The 15329-nt window shown below is 70.0% G+C and carries 17 protein-coding genes; 11 read left to right on the top strand and 6 right to left on the bottom strand.

The genetic code is table 11. The features are described from left to right. Window positions 1-139: 139 nt before the first annotated feature. From bioB to AB0N06_RS09125, 4 genes are all read left to right on the top strand, one after another. Window positions 140-1324 carry a biotin synthase BioB gene (gene bioB, locus AB0N06_RS09110; RefSeq protein WP_366134042.1) on the top strand — a complete coding sequence of 395 codons (1185 nt, stop codon included), beginning with the start codon at window positions 140-142 and terminating at the stop codon, window positions 1322-1324. Beyond that, entirely contained in the window at window positions 1317-2621 is a 1305-nt protein-coding gene (locus AB0N06_RS09115) for an adenosylmethionine--8-amino-7-oxononanoate transaminase (protein WP_366134043.1), read from the top strand. The genes bioB and AB0N06_RS09115 overlap by 8 nt, the downstream gene beginning before the upstream one ends. A gap of 1 nt (window position 2622) precedes the next feature. Next, window positions 2623-3318 carry a dethiobiotin synthase gene (gene bioD / locus AB0N06_RS09120; protein ID WP_366134044.1) on the top strand — a complete coding sequence of 232 codons (696 nt, stop codon included), beginning with the start codon at window positions 2623-2625 and terminating at the stop codon, window positions 3316-3318. Between the two features lie 138 nt (window positions 3319-3456). Next, the gene (locus AB0N06_RS09125) at window positions 3457-4140 is read left to right on the top strand and encodes a methyltransferase domain-containing protein (RefSeq protein WP_366134045.1); all 684 of its coding nucleotides are present in this window, start codon (window positions 3457-3459) and stop codon (window positions 4138-4140) included. 329 nt (window positions 4141-4469) lie between these two features. Here AB0N06_RS09125 and AB0N06_RS09130 read toward each other — a convergent pair whose 3' ends face one another. The 3 genes from AB0N06_RS09130 to AB0N06_RS09140 form a co-directional block, all read right to left on the bottom strand. After that, window positions 4470-4916: a hypothetical protein gene (locus tag AB0N06_RS09130; RefSeq protein ID WP_366134046.1), complete on the bottom strand. Its 447-nt coding sequence runs from the start codon at window positions 4914-4916 to the stop codon at window positions 4470-4472. Between the two features lie 64 nt (window positions 4917-4980). Next, the gene (locus AB0N06_RS09135; RefSeq protein ID WP_366134047.1) at window positions 4981-5352 is read right to left on the bottom strand and encodes a fic family toxin-antitoxin system, toxin component; all 372 of its coding nucleotides are present in this window, start codon (window positions 5350-5352) and stop codon (window positions 4981-4983) included. Then, on the bottom strand, window positions 5349-5576 hold the full coding sequence (locus AB0N06_RS09140; protein ID WP_024493431.1) for a hypothetical protein: 228 nt from the start codon (window positions 5574-5576) through the stop codon (window positions 5349-5351). The genes AB0N06_RS09135 and AB0N06_RS09140 overlap by 4 nt, the downstream gene beginning before the upstream one ends. Before the next feature lie 121 nt (window positions 5577-5697). Here AB0N06_RS09140 and AB0N06_RS09145 point away from each other — a divergent pair, with 121 nt between their 5' ends. From AB0N06_RS09145 to AB0N06_RS09165, 5 genes are all read left to right on the top strand, one after another. Further along, window positions 5698-6579: an LLM class F420-dependent oxidoreductase gene (locus AB0N06_RS09145; RefSeq protein WP_366134048.1), complete on the top strand. Its 882-nt coding sequence runs from the start codon at window positions 5698-5700 to the stop codon at window positions 6577-6579. A gap of 53 nt (window positions 6580-6632) precedes the next feature. Further along, complete coding sequence (locus AB0N06_RS09150) at window positions 6633-7058, top strand: GNAT family N-acetyltransferase (RefSeq protein ID WP_366134049.1); 426 nt, start codon at window positions 6633-6635, stop codon at window positions 7056-7058. Window positions 7059-7253: 195 nt separating this feature from the next. Then, a complete protein-coding gene (locus tag AB0N06_RS09155; RefSeq protein WP_366134050.1) occupies window positions 7254-8591 on the top strand; it encodes a hemolysin family protein in 1338 nt (445 codons plus the stop codon). Beyond that, on the top strand, window positions 8588-9607 hold the full coding sequence (locus tag AB0N06_RS09160; protein ID WP_366134051.1) for a hemolysin family protein: 1020 nt from the start codon (window positions 8588-8590) through the stop codon (window positions 9605-9607). The genes AB0N06_RS09155 and AB0N06_RS09160 overlap by 4 nt, the downstream gene beginning before the upstream one ends. A gap of 371 nt (window positions 9608-9978) precedes the next feature. Continuing rightward, on the top strand, window positions 9979-10821 hold the full coding sequence (locus tag AB0N06_RS09165) for an SGNH/GDSL hydrolase family protein (RefSeq protein ID WP_366134052.1): 843 nt from the start codon (window positions 9979-9981) through the stop codon (window positions 10819-10821). A gap of 368 nt (window positions 10822-11189) precedes the next feature. Here the strand turns inward: AB0N06_RS09165 and AB0N06_RS09170 are convergent, their stop codons facing one another. The 3 genes from AB0N06_RS09170 to AB0N06_RS09180 all read right to left on the bottom strand — a co-directional run bounded on the left by AB0N06_RS09170 (window position 11190) and on the right by AB0N06_RS09180 (window position 13135). Next, the gene (locus AB0N06_RS09170) at window positions 11190-11906 is read right to left on the bottom strand and encodes a hypothetical protein (protein WP_366134053.1); all 717 of its coding nucleotides are present in this window, start codon (window positions 11904-11906) and stop codon (window positions 11190-11192) included. Continuing rightward, window positions 11903-12529, bottom strand: coding sequence for an RNA polymerase sigma factor (locus tag AB0N06_RS09175; protein ID WP_366134054.1), 627 nt, complete (start codon window positions 12527-12529; stop codon window positions 11903-11905). Before AB0N06_RS09175 ends, AB0N06_RS09170 begins: the two co-directional genes overlap by 4 nt. A gap of 171 nt (window positions 12530-12700) precedes the next feature. Then, window positions 12701-13135 (bottom strand): hypothetical protein, encoded by a 435-nt coding sequence (locus AB0N06_RS09180; RefSeq protein WP_366134055.1) that lies wholly within the window; start codon window positions 13133-13135, stop codon window positions 12701-12703. A 286-nt stretch (window positions 13136-13421) separates the two neighbouring features. Here AB0N06_RS09180 and AB0N06_RS09185 point away from each other — a divergent pair, with 286 nt between their 5' ends. After that, complete coding sequence (locus tag AB0N06_RS09185) at window positions 13422-13646, top strand: hypothetical protein (RefSeq protein ID WP_366134056.1); 225 nt, start codon at window positions 13422-13424, stop codon at window positions 13644-13646. 309 nt (window positions 13647-13955) lie between these two features. Then, the gene (locus AB0N06_RS09190) at window positions 13956-15215 is read left to right on the top strand and encodes an APC family permease (protein ID WP_366134147.1); all 1260 of its coding nucleotides are present in this window, start codon (window positions 13956-13958) and stop codon (window positions 15213-15215) included. Window positions 15216-15329: the final 114 nt, after the last annotated feature.

The following is a 15329-nucleotide window of genomic DNA, read 5'->3' on the forward strand; positions in this document are numbered from 1 at the left end:
CGGTCCCTTTTGTAGGCAGCCCACAGACCTTAACCGGGGGCTCGGCCAGTCATGGTGTGGCAATACACACACGCTCTGTGGGCTCTATTGTCCGGTTCCTCCTTGGCTGCGGGGGGTGCCGTAAGCCAGGATCGTGACCATGGACCTCCTGAACACGTTGGTGGACAAGGGGCTGCGGCGTGAGCTGCCGACCCGCGAAGAAGCGCTCGCCGTGCTGGCGACCTCGGACGACGACCTGCTCGAAGTGGTGGCCGCGGCCGGGAAGGTGCGCCGTCAGTGGTTCGGCCGACGGGTGAAGCTGAACTATCTGGTCAATCTCAAGTCCGGGCTCTGCCCCGAGGACTGCTCGTACTGCTCGCAGCGGCTCGGCTCGAAGGCCGAGATCCTCAAGTACACCTGGCTGAAACCGGACGAGGCGTCGAAGGCCGCCGCCGCCGGGGTGGCGGGCGGCGCGAAGCGTGTCTGTCTGGTGGCGAGCGGCCGCGGTCCGACGGACCGTGACGTCGACCGGGTGTCGCAGACGATCGAGGCCATCAAGGAACAGAACGAGGGCGTCGAGGTGTGCGCCTGCCTCGGTCTGCTCTCCGCCGGGCAGGCGGACCGGCTGCGTTCTGCGGGCGCCGACGCGTACAACCACAACCTCAACACGTCCGAGGGGACGTACGGGGACATCACCACCACCCACACCTATGCGGACCGGGTGGAGACCGTCCAGCAGGCGCAGGCCGCGGGGCTCTCGGCGTGCTCCGGGCTGATCGCCGGGATGGGTGAGAGCGACGCGGATCTGGTCGACGTCGTCTTCTCGCTGCGCGAGCTGGACCCGGACTCGGTTCCGGTGAACTTCCTGATCCCGTTCGAGGGGACCCCGCTCGCCAAGGAGTGGAACCTCACCCCGCAGCGCTGTCTGCGCATTCTGGCGATGGTCCGGTTCGTCTGCCCGGATGTCGAGGTCCGGCTCGCGGGCGGCCGCGAAGTGCATCTGCGCTCGATGCAGCCGCTCGCCCTGCACCTGGTCAACTCGATCTTCCTGGGCGACTATCTGACCAGTGAGGGCCAAGCGGGACAGGCGGATCTGGACATGATCGCGGACGCCGGTTTCGAGGTGGAGGGCGCGGGTACGACGACGCTGCCCCGGCACCGTACGGACGCTGCGGCCGAGGCGGAGACCGGTGGCGGCTGCGGCTCGCACGCGGGGGGCTGTGCGCCCTGCGGTGACGTGGCCGACGAACCGGGGCATGCCGAGGCCGAAGTGCCGGGCGCGCGAACGGATCTGGTGGCGGTCCGCCGTCGTGGCGCGGGAACGGATCTCGCACCCAATGCCTGAACCCCTCTCCCCGGCCGAGCTGCGGACCCTGGACCGGGACCACGTCTGGCATCCGTACGGCCCGATGCCGGGCCGGCAGGAGCCGCTGGTGGTGGAGTCCGCGTCCGGGGTACGTCTCCGGCTCGCCGAACCGGCCTATGGGCAGAGCGAGTTGGTCGACGGTATGTCGTCCTGGTGGTCTGCGGTGCACGGCTACAACCACCCGGTGCTCAATGAGGCGGCGCGTGGCCAGCTGGACCGGATGAGCCATGTGATGTTCGGCGGGCTCACCCATGAGCCCGCCGTGCGGCTGGCCGCCAGGCTGGTCGAGATCACACCGGAGCCGCTGCGCCATGTCTTCCTCGCCGACTCGGGTTCGGTGTCGGTCGAGGTCGCGGTGAAGATGTGTCTGCAGTACTGGAACTCGACCGGAAAGCCCGCCAAACAGCGGCTGCTGACCTGGCGCGGCGGCTACCACGGGGACACCTGGCAGCCGATGTCGGTCTGCGACCCCGAGGGCGGAATGCATGAGCTGTGGTCGGGGGTGCTGCCGCGACAGGTCTTCGCCGACGAGCCGCCGGGCGGTTTCGACGAGGAACCGGATGAGACGTACGTACAGCATCTGCGGGAGCTGATCGCGCAGCATGCCGACGAGCTGGCCGCGGTGATCGTGGAGCCGGTGGTGCAGGGTGCGGGCGGGATGCGGTTCCACTCCCCCGGCTATCTGCGGGTGCTGCGCGAGGCGTGCGACGCCCATGACGTGCTGTTGGTGTTCGACGAGATCGCGACCGGTTTCGGGCGTACTGGGGAACTGTTCGCCGCCGGGCATGCCGGGGTCTCCCCCGACGTGATGTGCGTCGGCAAGGCGCTGACCGGCGGCTATCTGACGATGGCGGCAACCCTCTGCACCTCGCGGGTGGCGGACGGTATCTCGCGCGGCAAGGTCCCGGTGCTCGCGCACGGGCCGACCTTCATGGGCAATCCGCTGGCCGCATCGGTGGCCCTCGCCTCGATCGATCTGCTGCTCGGCCAGGACTGGCAGCAGGAGGTCAAGCGCCTGGAAGCGGGGTTGCTGGGAGGCCTGGCCGAGGCTCGTGCGATCGCAGGTGTACGGGATGTACGCGTTCTGGGCGCCATCGGCGTCGTACAGCTCGATCACGACGTGAACATGGCAGCGGCCACCGAGGCCGCGGTCCGTGAGGGCGTGTGGCTGCGCCCGTTCCGGGACCTCATCTACACGATGCCGCCGTATGTGACGGACGGCGACGATCTGGCACGCATCTGCCGTGCGGTGTGCGCGGCGGCGCGGGAGGGCTGAGATGTCGGTACTGATGGTGAGCGGTACGGGTACGGAGATCGGTAAGACGGTCGTCACGGCGGCCGTGGCCGCAGTGGCGGTCGCCGCCGGGCGCTCGGTGGCCGTGCTCAAGCCTGCCCAGACGGGCGTTGCGCCGGACGAGCCGGGCGATGTCTTCGAGGTGCGCAGGCTTGCCGGCGAGGCGGTGACCGGCCTCGAACTGGCCCGGTTCCCCGAGCCGTTGGCGCCGGACACGGCCGCGCGGCGGGCGGGCCTGGCGCCCGTGCGCCCGGAACAGGTCGCGGAGGCAGCCGAGAAACTGGCCACCGAGCACGATCTGGTGCTGGTCGAGGGCGCGGGAGGGCTGCTCGTACGGTTCGACGACGAAGGCGCCACGCTCGCGGACGCGGCGCGGCTGCTCGGCGCTCCGGTCCTGGTCGTGGCACCCGCCGGGCTCGGCACGCTCAATTCCACCGCGCTGACCTCGGAGGCACTGCGGGCTCGCGGGCTGGAGTGCCTGGGCGTGGTCGTGGGCAGCATGCCCACCGAACCGGATCTGGCCGCGCGCTGCAATCTCGTCGATCTGCCGGTGGCGGCGGGCGCGCCACTGCTGGGCACCGTACCGGCGGGCGCGGGCACCCTCACACCCGCCGAATTCCGTGCCAGGGCGGCGAGTTGGCTGACCACGGAGTTGGGCGGGAACCGGACCGCCGACTAGCGGCTGAGTGGCCCTGGACGGGGCAGAATCAAAGGAGCCGTACTTTACCGGCCGGATTTCTCACGTCGGGCAGCTCCGGTCGGGCGGCCCGGCCCGACCGAGCCGTCCGGTGCAGCCGGCCCTGTCGAGGAGGTCCGTATGCATCTGCGGAGCACGAAGATCCCGAAGGACGCGGTGCACCACCCGGTCTTCGCCCGGTTCTACGCCCGCATGAGTGTGGCGGCGGAGACCAGGGCCGGGATGGCCGCCATTCGCTCGGAACTGCTCGCCGGCCTGTCCGGACGCATCATCGAGATCGGTGTGGGAAACGGCCTGAACTTCGCCCACTATCCGCCCGCCGTCTCCGAAGTGGTGGCGATCGAACCCGAGCACAGCCTGCGGCAGTTGGCGGTACGGTCCGCGCTGCGTGCCGGTATTCCGGTGGATGTCGTGCCGGGTACCGCGGAGGCGCTGCCGGTGAAGAGCGAGGCGTTCGACGGGGCCGTCGCGTCACTGGTGCTGTGCACCGTACGGAATGTCGAGCGGTCGCTCGCGGAGATCGAGCGGGTGCTGCGTCCCGGCGGGGAGCTGCGCTTCTTCGAGCATGTGCGGGCCGATGACCGCGCCATGGCGACGGTGCAGCAGGCACTGGACCGCACGGTGTGGCCGCTGCTGGGCGGCGGGTGCCATACGGCGCGGGACACGCTCACCGCGATCGAGGAGGCCGGGTTCGTGGTGGAGACGTACCGCAAGGTGAAGATGCCGGACTCGGGGATCCGGCTCCCCACCTCAGCGTGCGTGCTGGGCGTGGCCCGCCGGACTACCGTGGTGGACGCCTCCTGAGGCGTGCGGGCCTGTCCTTCGGATCAGGCCCCCAGCGCCCCTCCCTGCAAGCCTTGCCCCGTCGCGCCGCCCAGCACGTCCACTCGCCGCGTTGGCCATAAGACCGGCCGGCAATGGGGGGCGGCGTCACGGGGCGAACACTGCCGGTCCCGGCTAGGGCGTGTTTCGAAAGTCCCGCCTGCCAGGCGACGCCTGGCCCGCACGCTCGCTGCGTTGTCGGGCTCGCCCCGATACACCCAGTATCGGGGCGACCCTCCGCCTTACGATCGCACGCACCAGACACGCCCGGCCCGCCCTACGGACGGACGACGCTACGTTCGAAACACGCCCTAGTCGTCCTGCTCCAGCCGGTCCGCGAGCGCCCGCAGCGCGTCGGCGAGGTCCTTCTTCGTAGGCAGCTCGTCGATCTTCTTGTCGAGCTCGTCGATCCGCCTCTCCAGGTCGTCGAGGCTCGCCGGTTCGCTGGGTGCGGGGCTGCCGGTGGGATCCGGACCGACTGTGGGGTCCGGGGCTCCGGTCGGGCTCGGCGCATCGCTCGAGCTGGGGCCGCCGCCGCCTGAACCGCTCACGCTGCCGCCAGCGGAGCCGCCGCCGTCCGTGCCGCCGCCGTCCGTGCTGGGGTCGGGCTCGGACGGCGCGGTGGGGACAGGGGTCGGACCGGCAGAGCCGTCGTCCGGCGCAGCGACGGCGATCGCTCCGCCGACTCCGAGCACCAGGGCCGCCGCCGCGCCCACGACCGTCAACCGTCTCGCACGCATGTTCCTTATGTGTGTCATGAGACGGACGTTAACGATGATTCACGACGGAAGATCCTAGTCCAGGGATCTCACACAAAAGGATTCATAGACTCCACTGACGCAGTTCGTCGGCGATGGCCCGGACATCGGCCTTGCCCTCCTTGACCAGCCGGGCCAGGTCGCGCACCTGCTCGGGCGAGGTGATGACCTTCAGCCCGGAGGCGACGAGGTAGCCGTACGCGACGGCTGAGCCGAACATCGCGTTGGAGTGTTCGAGCGCGGGGACATGGAGGAGCAACTGCAGGAGCGCGGCAGCCCTGGAGTACGGATCGCTGTAGACGGGGCTGCCGAAGATCTCCGCCTCATGACGGGCGACCGCGGCGACGAGCGCACCCCAGTCGACGACCTGCGGGTCACCGGGCGTCTTGTGCTCGGCGACCATGAGCAGCCAGGAAAGGTCGATCCTGAGGTTCAACGGTTACCTTTGCGCTCCGGGCCGAACTCCTCGGCGAACACCGACTCGTACTGCTTCATGAAGTCGGCAGCCGCTTCGACAAAGGTGTGTCCGACTTCGCCCGCATCCTGTTTGACGAGCTCCTCTATGTAGCGGTTCACGCTCATCCCCCTCTGCAGCGCGCGCTGCCGCGCGGCCTCGGCGGTGGCCTCGTCCACTCGTACGTTCAGCTGAGTCTTGGGCACTCCACCAAGCTAGCGCGGGATTGCTAGCACCGGCAAGGGGAGCGATTCGGCGTACAGATGCGGCTCGCCCTTGGCAGAGTAGATGGGCCGTCCATCGAATGTCCCGACGCAAGGAGAGTTCATGGCAAGGCCGTTTCGATTCGGAGTAAACATGCTGACGCCGACCGGTGGGCACGAGTGGCGCGCCCGATGCCGCCGCGCGGAGGAACTCGGCTACGACGTCATCCTGGTCCCCGACCATCTGGGCATGCCGGCTCCTTTCCCCGCACTGGTGGCCGCCGCGGAGGCCACGGAGCGGCCCCGTGTCGGCACCTTCGTACTGAATGCCGCCTTCTGGAATCCGACGCTGCTGGCCCGCGAGGCGGCCAGTACGGATGCGCTGACCGAGGGACGCCTGGAACTGGGGATCGGGACCGGATACGTCCGCGAGGAGCACGACCGGGCGGGCATCGAGTTCCTCTCCCCGGGCGGCCGGGTGGATCATCTGCGGCATACGGTCGAGGAGTTGGACCGCCTGCTGCGCGACGACACCTGGCCGCCGAGCTCCGCGCAGAAGCCCCGGCCGCCCTTGCTGATCGGCGGGAACGGGGACCGGGTCCTGCGGCTGGCGGCACAGTTTGCTGAGATCGTCGCGTTCACAGGGGCCGTCGGCGACCGGAACGGCACGCTCACGCCCCTCACCGCCGAGCAGCTCGACGGGCGCGTCGCCGCCTACCGGCGATTCGCCGCAGGACGGGAGAGCCCAGCCGAACTGAATCTGCTGATCCAGCACGTCCAGGCCACCCACGACCGTCGTGCGGCCGCGCGCGAAGTGCTGCCGAAGACACCTCACCTCGACGAGGACCAGGTACTGGCCCTGCCGCTGGTCACGGTGGGCACGGTCCGGCAGATGGCCGAACAGCTCAGAGAACAGCGGGAGCGCTACGGCTTCTCCTACCTGACGGTGCTGGAGCCGAACATGGAGGCGTTCGCCCCGGTCCTCCAGGAACTCGCGGGGAGCTGACCGCATGGCGGAATTCGTTCGACGGGCAGCGGGCCCGGTGATGGGGTACGGACATGAATGACCTCGCAATCCGCGCAGCAGCATCGGCCGACCTCGACGCCGTCCTCGCCTTCTGGAAAGTGGCGGCGGAAGGCATCAGCATCAGCGACGACCGGCACGGCGTCGAACGGCTGGTCGCCCGCGACCCGGGAGCCCTCATCCTGGCGGAACGTTCCGGCGAGCTGGCCGGAACCGTGATCGCAGGCTTCGACGGCTGGCGGTGTCACCTCTATCGGCTCGCGGTCCATCCGGACCAGCGGCGGCAGGGCGTCGGCCGGACACTGCTGGCGGCGGCGGAGGAACGATTCGTACAGCTGGGCGGACGGCGGGGCGATGCCATGGTGCTGAACCGCAACGAGTCCGCGCACCACGCCTGGCACGCGGCGGGGTATGCGCCCGAGCCGCAGTGGAGCCGCTGGGTGAAGCATCTCAAGGACTGAGACCGGGGCTCGGGCACTCACGGAGATCACCTACACGCGGCGCAACTTTGCCCGTCCTTTAACATGGGTGTTCATAGCACCACCCCCTTCCGAAAGGTGTGAGCGTCCGCCCATGGGCGAGCCTCCCAGTAGCCGACATCGCCGACACCAGGCGAGCCTCCTGCCCCTGCCCGATCATGGGACGGAGGTGAACCGATGACCGAAGTGCTTCTGCTGCTCGTGGCGGTCCTGCTCTCGCTCGCCTGCGGTGCCTTCGTCGCCGCCGAGTTCTCTCTGACCACGGTCGAGCGCGGCCAGCTCGAACGGGCCGTGGAGCGGGGTGAACGGGGCGCGGCGAGCGCCATGAAGGCGGTGCGCAGTCTCACCTTCCAGCTCTCCGGCGCACAGCTCGGCATCACCGTCACCAATCTGGTCGTCGGCATGCTCTCCGAACCGTCGATCGCGAAGCTGATCCGCGGTCCGGTGGAGGCCATCGGCCTGTCCCCGAGCGTCTCGTCCTCGCTGGCGCTGGTACTCGGGACGGCACTGTCCACGGTCTTCCTGATGGTCGTCGGTGAACTCGTCCCGAAGAACTGGGCGATCTCCTCGCCGCTCGCCATGGCGAAGGCCGTGGCCACCCCCCAGCGTGCCTTCACCGCGATCTTCCGGCCCTTCATCAGCCACCTCAACAACACGGCCAACCGGATCGTGCGCCGCTTCGGTCTCGAACCGGCCGAAGAGCTGGCCTCCGCCCGCAGCCCGCAGGAGCTCGTGGCGCTCGCCCGCCACTCGGCCAAGGCGGGCGCGCTGGAGGCGGACACCGCGGAGCTTTTCGTCCGCACCCTCAATCTGGCCGAACTGACCGCGGAGAACGTGATGACCCCGCGGGTGCAGGTCACCGCGCTGGAGGTGCAGGCGACCGCGGAGGACGTCGCCAATGCCACCCGGGCGACCGGACTTTCCCGATTCCCCGTCTACCGGGGCAGCCTCGACACCGTCGTCGGTGTCGCGCACATCAAGGACGTCCTGGCGATCCCGGCCGAGGAGAGGCACCGCAAGCGCGTGTCGGAGATTTTGCGCGAGCCCCTGCTCGTACCGGAGAGCCTCACGGTGGACCGGCTGCTCGACAGGTTGTCCAGCAAGTTCCCGATGGCCGTCGTCATTGACGAGTACGGCGGCACGGCCGGTGTCGTGACGCTGGAGGACATCGTCGAGGAGGTCGTCGGCGAGGTGCGCGACGAACACGACCCGCACGAGACGCCGGACCTCGCACCGGCCGGCGAGGACGCCGACGGGCGCACCCTGTGGTCGGCCGACGGCGCCGCCCGCATGGACCAGTTGCGGGCGATCGGACTGCGGGTGCCGGACGGACCGTACGAGACGCTCGCCGGACTGATCGCCACGGAAGTGGGCCGGATCCCTGTCGTCGGTGACTGCATCGAGCTGGCCGGCTGGCGGCTCGACGTCGTGGACGCCTCCGGGCGCCGCGCCGCACGGGCGCTGCTGCACGCTCCGCTGCCCGGCTCCGACGACGAGACGGAGGACGGACGATGACTACCGTCCAGCTCTTCATCGGTCTGTTGACCCTGGTCGTCAACGCGTTCTTCGTCGGCGCGGAGTTCGCGCTGATCTCCGTGCGCCGCAGCCAGATCGAGCCCCAGGCGGAGGCCGGGAACCGGCGTGCGCGAAGCGTCATCTGGGGTCTGGAACATGTGTCGGCGCTCCTCGCGGCGGCGCAGCTCGGCATCACTCTCTGCACGCTGGTCCTCGGTATCGTCGCCGAACCGGCCATCGCGCATCTGCTGGAGCCGGTCTTCGACGTCGTTGGCGTGCCGCACGGACTGGTCCATCCGATCTCGTTCGTGATCGCACTGTCCTTGGCGACGTATCTGCACATGCTGCTCGGCGAGATGGTCCCGAAGAACGTCGCACTGGCCGAGCCGGTACGGACCGTGCTGTTGCTCGGTCCACCGCTGGTCACCCTCGCCAGGGCACTGCGCCCGGTGATCTTCACGGTCAACACCTTCGCCAACACCCTGCTGAAGCTGCTGCGGGTGGAGACGAAGGACGAGGTGTCCTCGACGTTCTCCGACGACGAGCTGGCGCGGCTGGTACAGGACGCCGGTGACGCCGGCCTGGTCGACGACCGCGCCGCCGAGCGGCTGCACCACGCACTTGAGCTGGGCCGTCGCCCGGTACGGGATGTCGTGCTGCCGGTGGAGGAGGTGGTCTACGCCCGGGTCGGGACGACGCCCGAGGAGCTGGAACGGCTCTCGGCCGAGACCGGATTCTCGCGCTTCCCGGTGCTGGACAGCGAGCAGCGGATCCTGGGGTACCTCCATGTGAAGGATGCCCTCGACGCCGCGCCGCGTGATGATCCGTTCCCGGTCACGGCGATGCGGCCGATCGCCCGGGTGCGGGCGGCGACGCCCCTCGACGACGTACTGACCGCGATGCGCCGGAGCCGTACGCATCTGGCGGCAGTGCTCGACGAGGACGACAGGCTCGCCGGCATGGTCACGATGGAGGATGTGCTGCGCGAGCTGGTCGGACGGCCGCAGGCACGCTGACGGACGGACCTGGGGTACGCGGCGGGGGTACACGACAGCGCTCACCGGCGTGGCGCGCGACGGGGGCGCGAGCGGCGAGGCCACGTGGCGGGGGGCTCCACGTGGCCGGCCGGAAGGCCGGGACAGGCTGACGGACCGCGGCAGTCTCCACCGCACTCTGATCATTCGCCCTGGCCGTAGGGCTCCTCACGCGAACTCCCGGCCTGTTGCCGACCGGGCTGCAGACCGCGACGGCCTCGTCCGGTCGGCCCTGCTGATCGCCTTCGCGCAGGTCCTGTGCGGCCGGCTTTCAGCGACTGCCCCCGCCACCGGACGCGGGGGCGTCGCCGCCCGGAAGGGGCCGGACCTCACCGCGATACGATCGCAAGGCCATGGAAATGAATGCCTCGTACACCAGTCTTGTCGCGGTCGGCGACTCATTCACCGAGGGCATGTCGGACCTGCTGCCCGACGGCTCGTACCGCGGCTGGGCCGATGTCCTCGCGGGCCGGCTCGCCGTCCTCTCCCCGGGGTTCCGGTACGCGAATCTCGCCGTGCGCGGCAAGCTGATCCGCCAGATCGTGGCCGAGCAGGTCGATGCGGCCGCCGCCATGCAGGCGGACGTCGTCACGCTGGTCGGCGGTCTCAACGACACCCTGCGGCCCAAGTGCGACATGGGCATGGTGCGCGGTCAGCTGGAAGAAGCCGTGGAGCGCCTCGCGCCGTCGTGCAAGAAGCTCGTGCTGATGCGCAGCCCCGGCCGCAACGGACCGGTCATGGAGCGCTTCCGCCCCCGCATGGAGGAGCTGTTCTCCCTGGTCGGCGAGTTGGCGGACCGCCACGGTGCGCTGGTCGTCGATCTGTACGGGGCACCGGCACTCGGCGATCCCCAGTTGTGGGACGTCGACCGGCTGCATCTGACGGCCGAGGGACACCGAAGGGTGGCCGAGGCAGTCTGGCAGAGGCTCGGACTGCCGCCGGAGCACGACTGGCAGACGCCGCTCCCCGCCGCGGTGCCCCCGCGGTGGGCGATACGGCGCGTCGACGACCTCCGCTTCGCGCGGCAGCATCTGGCGCCGTGGATAGGGCGGCGTCTGACCGGCCGGTCGTCCGGGGACGGACGGACCGGCGCCCAGTTCAGCGCCGAGCTGGGGAAGGCATTCTGGGTCACCCCTCAGGACGTCCTCGCCCCGGGCCCGGTCGCGACGTGGCGCCGTGTGGACGGCGCCGGCTAGGGCCGTGACCGGCAGTGTTTGCCGGTCACGGTGTCCGGTGTCTGGTGTCCGGCCAAGCGAGAGCCCGGACCACCGAGAACAGTTCCTGTCGGTTCATGAAAGACGGTCAACCGCCCGGCTCTGACAACCGGGCGTCGAGGGCTGCCGCGTGCTCGAATGGGCGATGCGTCAGGCGTGGCAGCTGCTGCAGCTGTCGGCCGAGAGGTGCGGGCCCCTTCGCCAGGTCACCAAGGGCTGTCCAGTCTGAAGCGTTCCTGACCAAACCCCAGCCATGACAGTGTGGTTGTGCCTCACCGGGGGTGAACTTCCCGTCCAGGGCCTCTTTCAGCGTCCGGTGGAGTCGCTCCGGGCGCCGTTCCGGGCGCCCTTCACCGATTCCGAGGTCTGCCCAGGTCTGGTGCCTCCGGCTTGCCCTTGTCGGTCCGGCCCTTCTCCTTCGATGTCTTGGGACCGAGAAGCCCGTCGCAGTAGCCCGGCACCGCCGATGCACCACCGGCCGCGGCCTCCAGGCGGTCGAAGGCCGTAGCGTCCGCGGCCTTTCCCCTGCCCTGAGCCACGCGGTAGGCACGACAGTGCGCCTCGTCGTCCTGTGCCTGGTCCGGGTGGCCGGCGGAGCGACCGGCACCCGGCGGATCGGTCGGCCCCTGTTGTGTACGGTCTGCGGCGGGAGTCGGCGCACCTGACTGGGGGCTACCGGGCGCGTCGGGTGCGGTGGAGGCACTCCTCGCGGGGCGTGCGGGACGCGTCCGGTCGCGCCCATCGTCATCGAACGGCGTCGGCATCGCACCCGAACCTGCGGCCACCGCGACCCCGCCGAGAGTCGCGGCGGCCGCGAAGCCGGCGATCATCGCCCGCGCCGAGCGCACGAAGCGCAGCCGCTCGACCGGTCGCCAGTCGTCGCGCCTGCGGCGCCGCAGCGGCGACACGGGTGCGAGTGCCCCCTCGTCGCGCGCCGCCCGGAAGGCATCGAGCGCCCGCTCTTCGGCTACGGGGCCGGTCTCACCGGAACGTTGCACGGCTGCCAGCAGAGCGGCCACTTCGCGGGATACCGGCGCATCGGTCGCCCGTGGCGATTCATCTCTCATGTCTCATCTCTCAGCGTGCGGTGTGATGCAGACGTCACACTGCCCAACCCTGTTGAGCCCAGATGCTCGGCCAGTCTCTTCAGTCCACGGTGGGCGGAGGTGCGTACCGCGCCCACACGCTTGCCGAGCACCCGCGCCGTCGCGGGACCGTCGAGGCCGACGACGACACGCAGCAGAACAGCTTCCGCCTGCTCCCTCGGCAATCCGCGGATGAGTGCGAGCGCCTGCTGGGTGGAGAGCGCCTCCAGGGCGGAACCGGCGGTGTCCTGACTGTCCGGCAGTTCGAGGATGTCCTGCTCCAGAAGTGCGGTGCGCGGCCGCCGTCGCTGCTTGCGCAAGTGGTCCAGCGCCCGGTGCCGGGCGATCGTCGCGGTCCAGCCACGAAACCCCGCCCCATCCCCACGGAATCGTCCGAGGTCACGGGATATCTCCAGCCAGGCGTCGGAGGCCACGTCCTCGCCGTCCTCGCCGACCAGTCCCCGTACGTAGCCGAGCAGCCCGGGATGGACGAGCCGGTACGCCGCGGCAAAGGCTTCCTCGTCACCTTGCTGAGCGCGCTCCACCGCGACGCCGAGCTCGGCGTCGTCCGTCTCCCCGCGGCGCTGTTCTCCGCCCTTGGCCACACTTTCCTCTTCGTACCGACTTCGTCCGATGTATACCGCCCCAGCACGGCTCACCGGGCCCTCGGCCCGTACACCCCTCGACTACCTCTGCGTGACGGCACACAGAATTGTCACAGCCAGGGAGTTCGCGATGCGGGGGCGATCCGCTGCGCAAGTCCGGATACGCCCAGGTCACAGGGCGGCGATGGGGCGGCGGGCGCGCCCGTGCAGCAAGAGGTAGAAGCGCTGGAGCGACTCCTCCGACGCCGACTCAAATCGGTTCGCCACCTTCCCGATCGGGTTCCAGACCCGCCCGTCGGGCATGCGAACGCCCGCCGGCTGTCCGAACAACTCCCGCTGGCCGTCGTCGAGGTCCACCCACCGGCCGCCTGCCCGGCGCACCATGACCTCACCGGTGTACGCGCCCAGCCCCCGCAGAAACGGCTCGACCTGCCCCCGCTCCGGCCGGCTGTGCCGCAGCCCGTCGACGATCAGGTCGACGAGCCGCAGGCTGACCACGGAGTAGTTGAGCGGCAGCCGGTTCCGCTCGGTCAACTGCGCGACGAAGCACGTGACATAGGCCCGCATTTCCGACGCCGGAGGAAGCTTCTCAAGATCAATCTCCATGCCTGCCCAAGCGCCGGACGGCCGGAAAGCATCACAGGTATCGGACGTGTCTGTTCTCATACGGCGAGTTCCAGCCAGCCATACAACCCACCACCCCTCTCACACGTGGGCCGTCCACGCCGCATCAGCCAATGGCGATACGCGGATGGGCGGAGACTTGATCCACGCCATGATGCCGTCCACGGTGGCGCGCGGCACCGAAGCGCGTCTCACTGTTGTGTTCGGTGACCTATCGGGCCAGGGCGTAGACCGTGGTGCGCAGGCTTTCCCCGAATCCGTGCGTCCCATGTTCGAGATGCTCGTCAGCGGCGCTCTCACCGCGGCCAACGAGGTCCTGCCTGCCATGCGTGAGGCCCACGACGGCGCCCTGCTGTTCACCACTGGCACCACCGCACTTTTGCCCATCCCGGGCATGAGCAACTCCGGCATCGCCCTAGCCGGGCTGCGTTCCTGGCCCATGGCCTGCACAACGACCTCGCCGCCGAGGGCGCACGATCCCGCAGATCGGTAACACCAGCGCCTCGGGCATCGACACCGGCCTCCTCTTACGGAGCGTCGGCACTCGGTTCGTCCACGGGGACCCGGATCGGGCTGAACCCGGCCCCGTGACTCCCGTCCTTTCCCGCACACGAACCCCGGAGCCGCTTGGCCTCACCCGAGAGGCTCCCGCTGTGCATGGGCGAGGCCACCGCCTCGTCACTTTCGGTCTGTACGGTGCGCCCCTACGGACAGCGGCTGCGAGTGGAGGCAAAGGGTGAGTGGCGTGGCGAGTGCGCCGGGCGGTGGTGCGGTCGGCGCTGACGGGTCCGGCGGCGGTGACGTGTCCGACGGCGGTGCACTCGGACGGCGACTGGGTGTTTTCGACGCGGTGGTCATCGGGCTGGGGTCGATGATCGGGGCCGGTGTCTTCGCCGCGTCGGCACCCGCCGCCGGGGCTGCCGGATCGGGGCTCCTGATCGGTCTGGGCGTGGCCGCGGTCGTGGCGTACTGCAATGCGACGTCCTCCGCGCGACTCGCCGCCCGCTATCCGGCCTCTGGCGGGACGTACGTCTACGGGCGTGAGCGGCTGGGAAATTTCTGGGGCTACCTGGCCGGCTGGAGCTTCGTCGTCGGCAAAACCGCCTCGTGCGCAGCCATGGCGCTGACAGTCGGCGCCTACGCCTGGCCGGGCCAGGCCCATGCGGTGGCGGTCGGCGCCGTGGTGGCTCTCACCACCGTGAACTACTTGGGCGTGCAGAAATCCGCGTGGCTGACCAGAGTGCTCGTGACGGTGGTCCTCGCAGTCCTGGCCGCCGTCGTCACCACGTGTCTGACCAGCGACGCGATCGAGCCGTCCCGGCTGGCGCCCGGGGCGGACGCCACGGCGGGCGGGGTGCTGCAGGCGGCTGGGCTGCTGTTCTTCGCCTTCGCCGGATACGCCCGCATCGCCACGCTGGGTGAGGAGGTCCGCGACCCGGCCCGCACGATCCCCCGTGCCATCCCTCTTGCTCTGGGTATCACCTTGATCGTGTACACGGCGGTGGCCGTCGCGCTACTGTCGGTGCTCGGGCCTGCACGGCTCGCCGACGCCTCAGCGCCGTTGGCGGACGCGGTCCGTGCGGCCGGCGCGTCCGATCTGGCGCCGGTGGTCCGCATCGGTGCGGCACTTGCCGCACTGGGTTCCCTGCTCGCCCTCCTCCTCGGCGTCTCGCGTACGACGCTGGCCATGGCCCGCGACCGCCACCTGCCGCGCGCCCTGGCCACCGTCCATCCCCGGTTCGCCGTCCCGCACCGCGCAGAACTGGCCGTAGGCGCGATCGCGGCCCTCGTAGCCGCCACCGGCGATGTGCGGGGCGCGATCGGGTTCTCCTCGTTCGGCGTCCTGCTGTATTACGCCGTCGCCAACGCGGCCGCCTGGACCCTCACGCCGTCCGAGGGCCGCCCTTTGCGCGCCGTGCCGGCCCTCGGCATGGCGGGCTGCCTGGTCCTGGCATTCACGCTTCCCCTGCATTCGGTTCTGTCGGGCGCGTGCGTGGTGCTGGTCGGCGCGGCTGCCTACGGCATCCGCAAGGGCGGGCGCCCGCACCGTCCGAGTCGCTGAATGGCGACCGCCCCGGTCCCTCAACCAGACCGCTGCGGGACGGACCCTCTCGCACGAGCAGCCGCGTTTGTCGTAAGCCACAAACCGGACCACGGCGCTGGCCTGCAGAAACCA

It is taken from the genome of Streptomyces sp. NPDC051020, assembly GCF_040683105.1.
Taxonomy (GTDB): domain Bacteria; phylum Actinomycetota; class Actinomycetes; order Streptomycetales; family Streptomycetaceae; genus Streptomyces.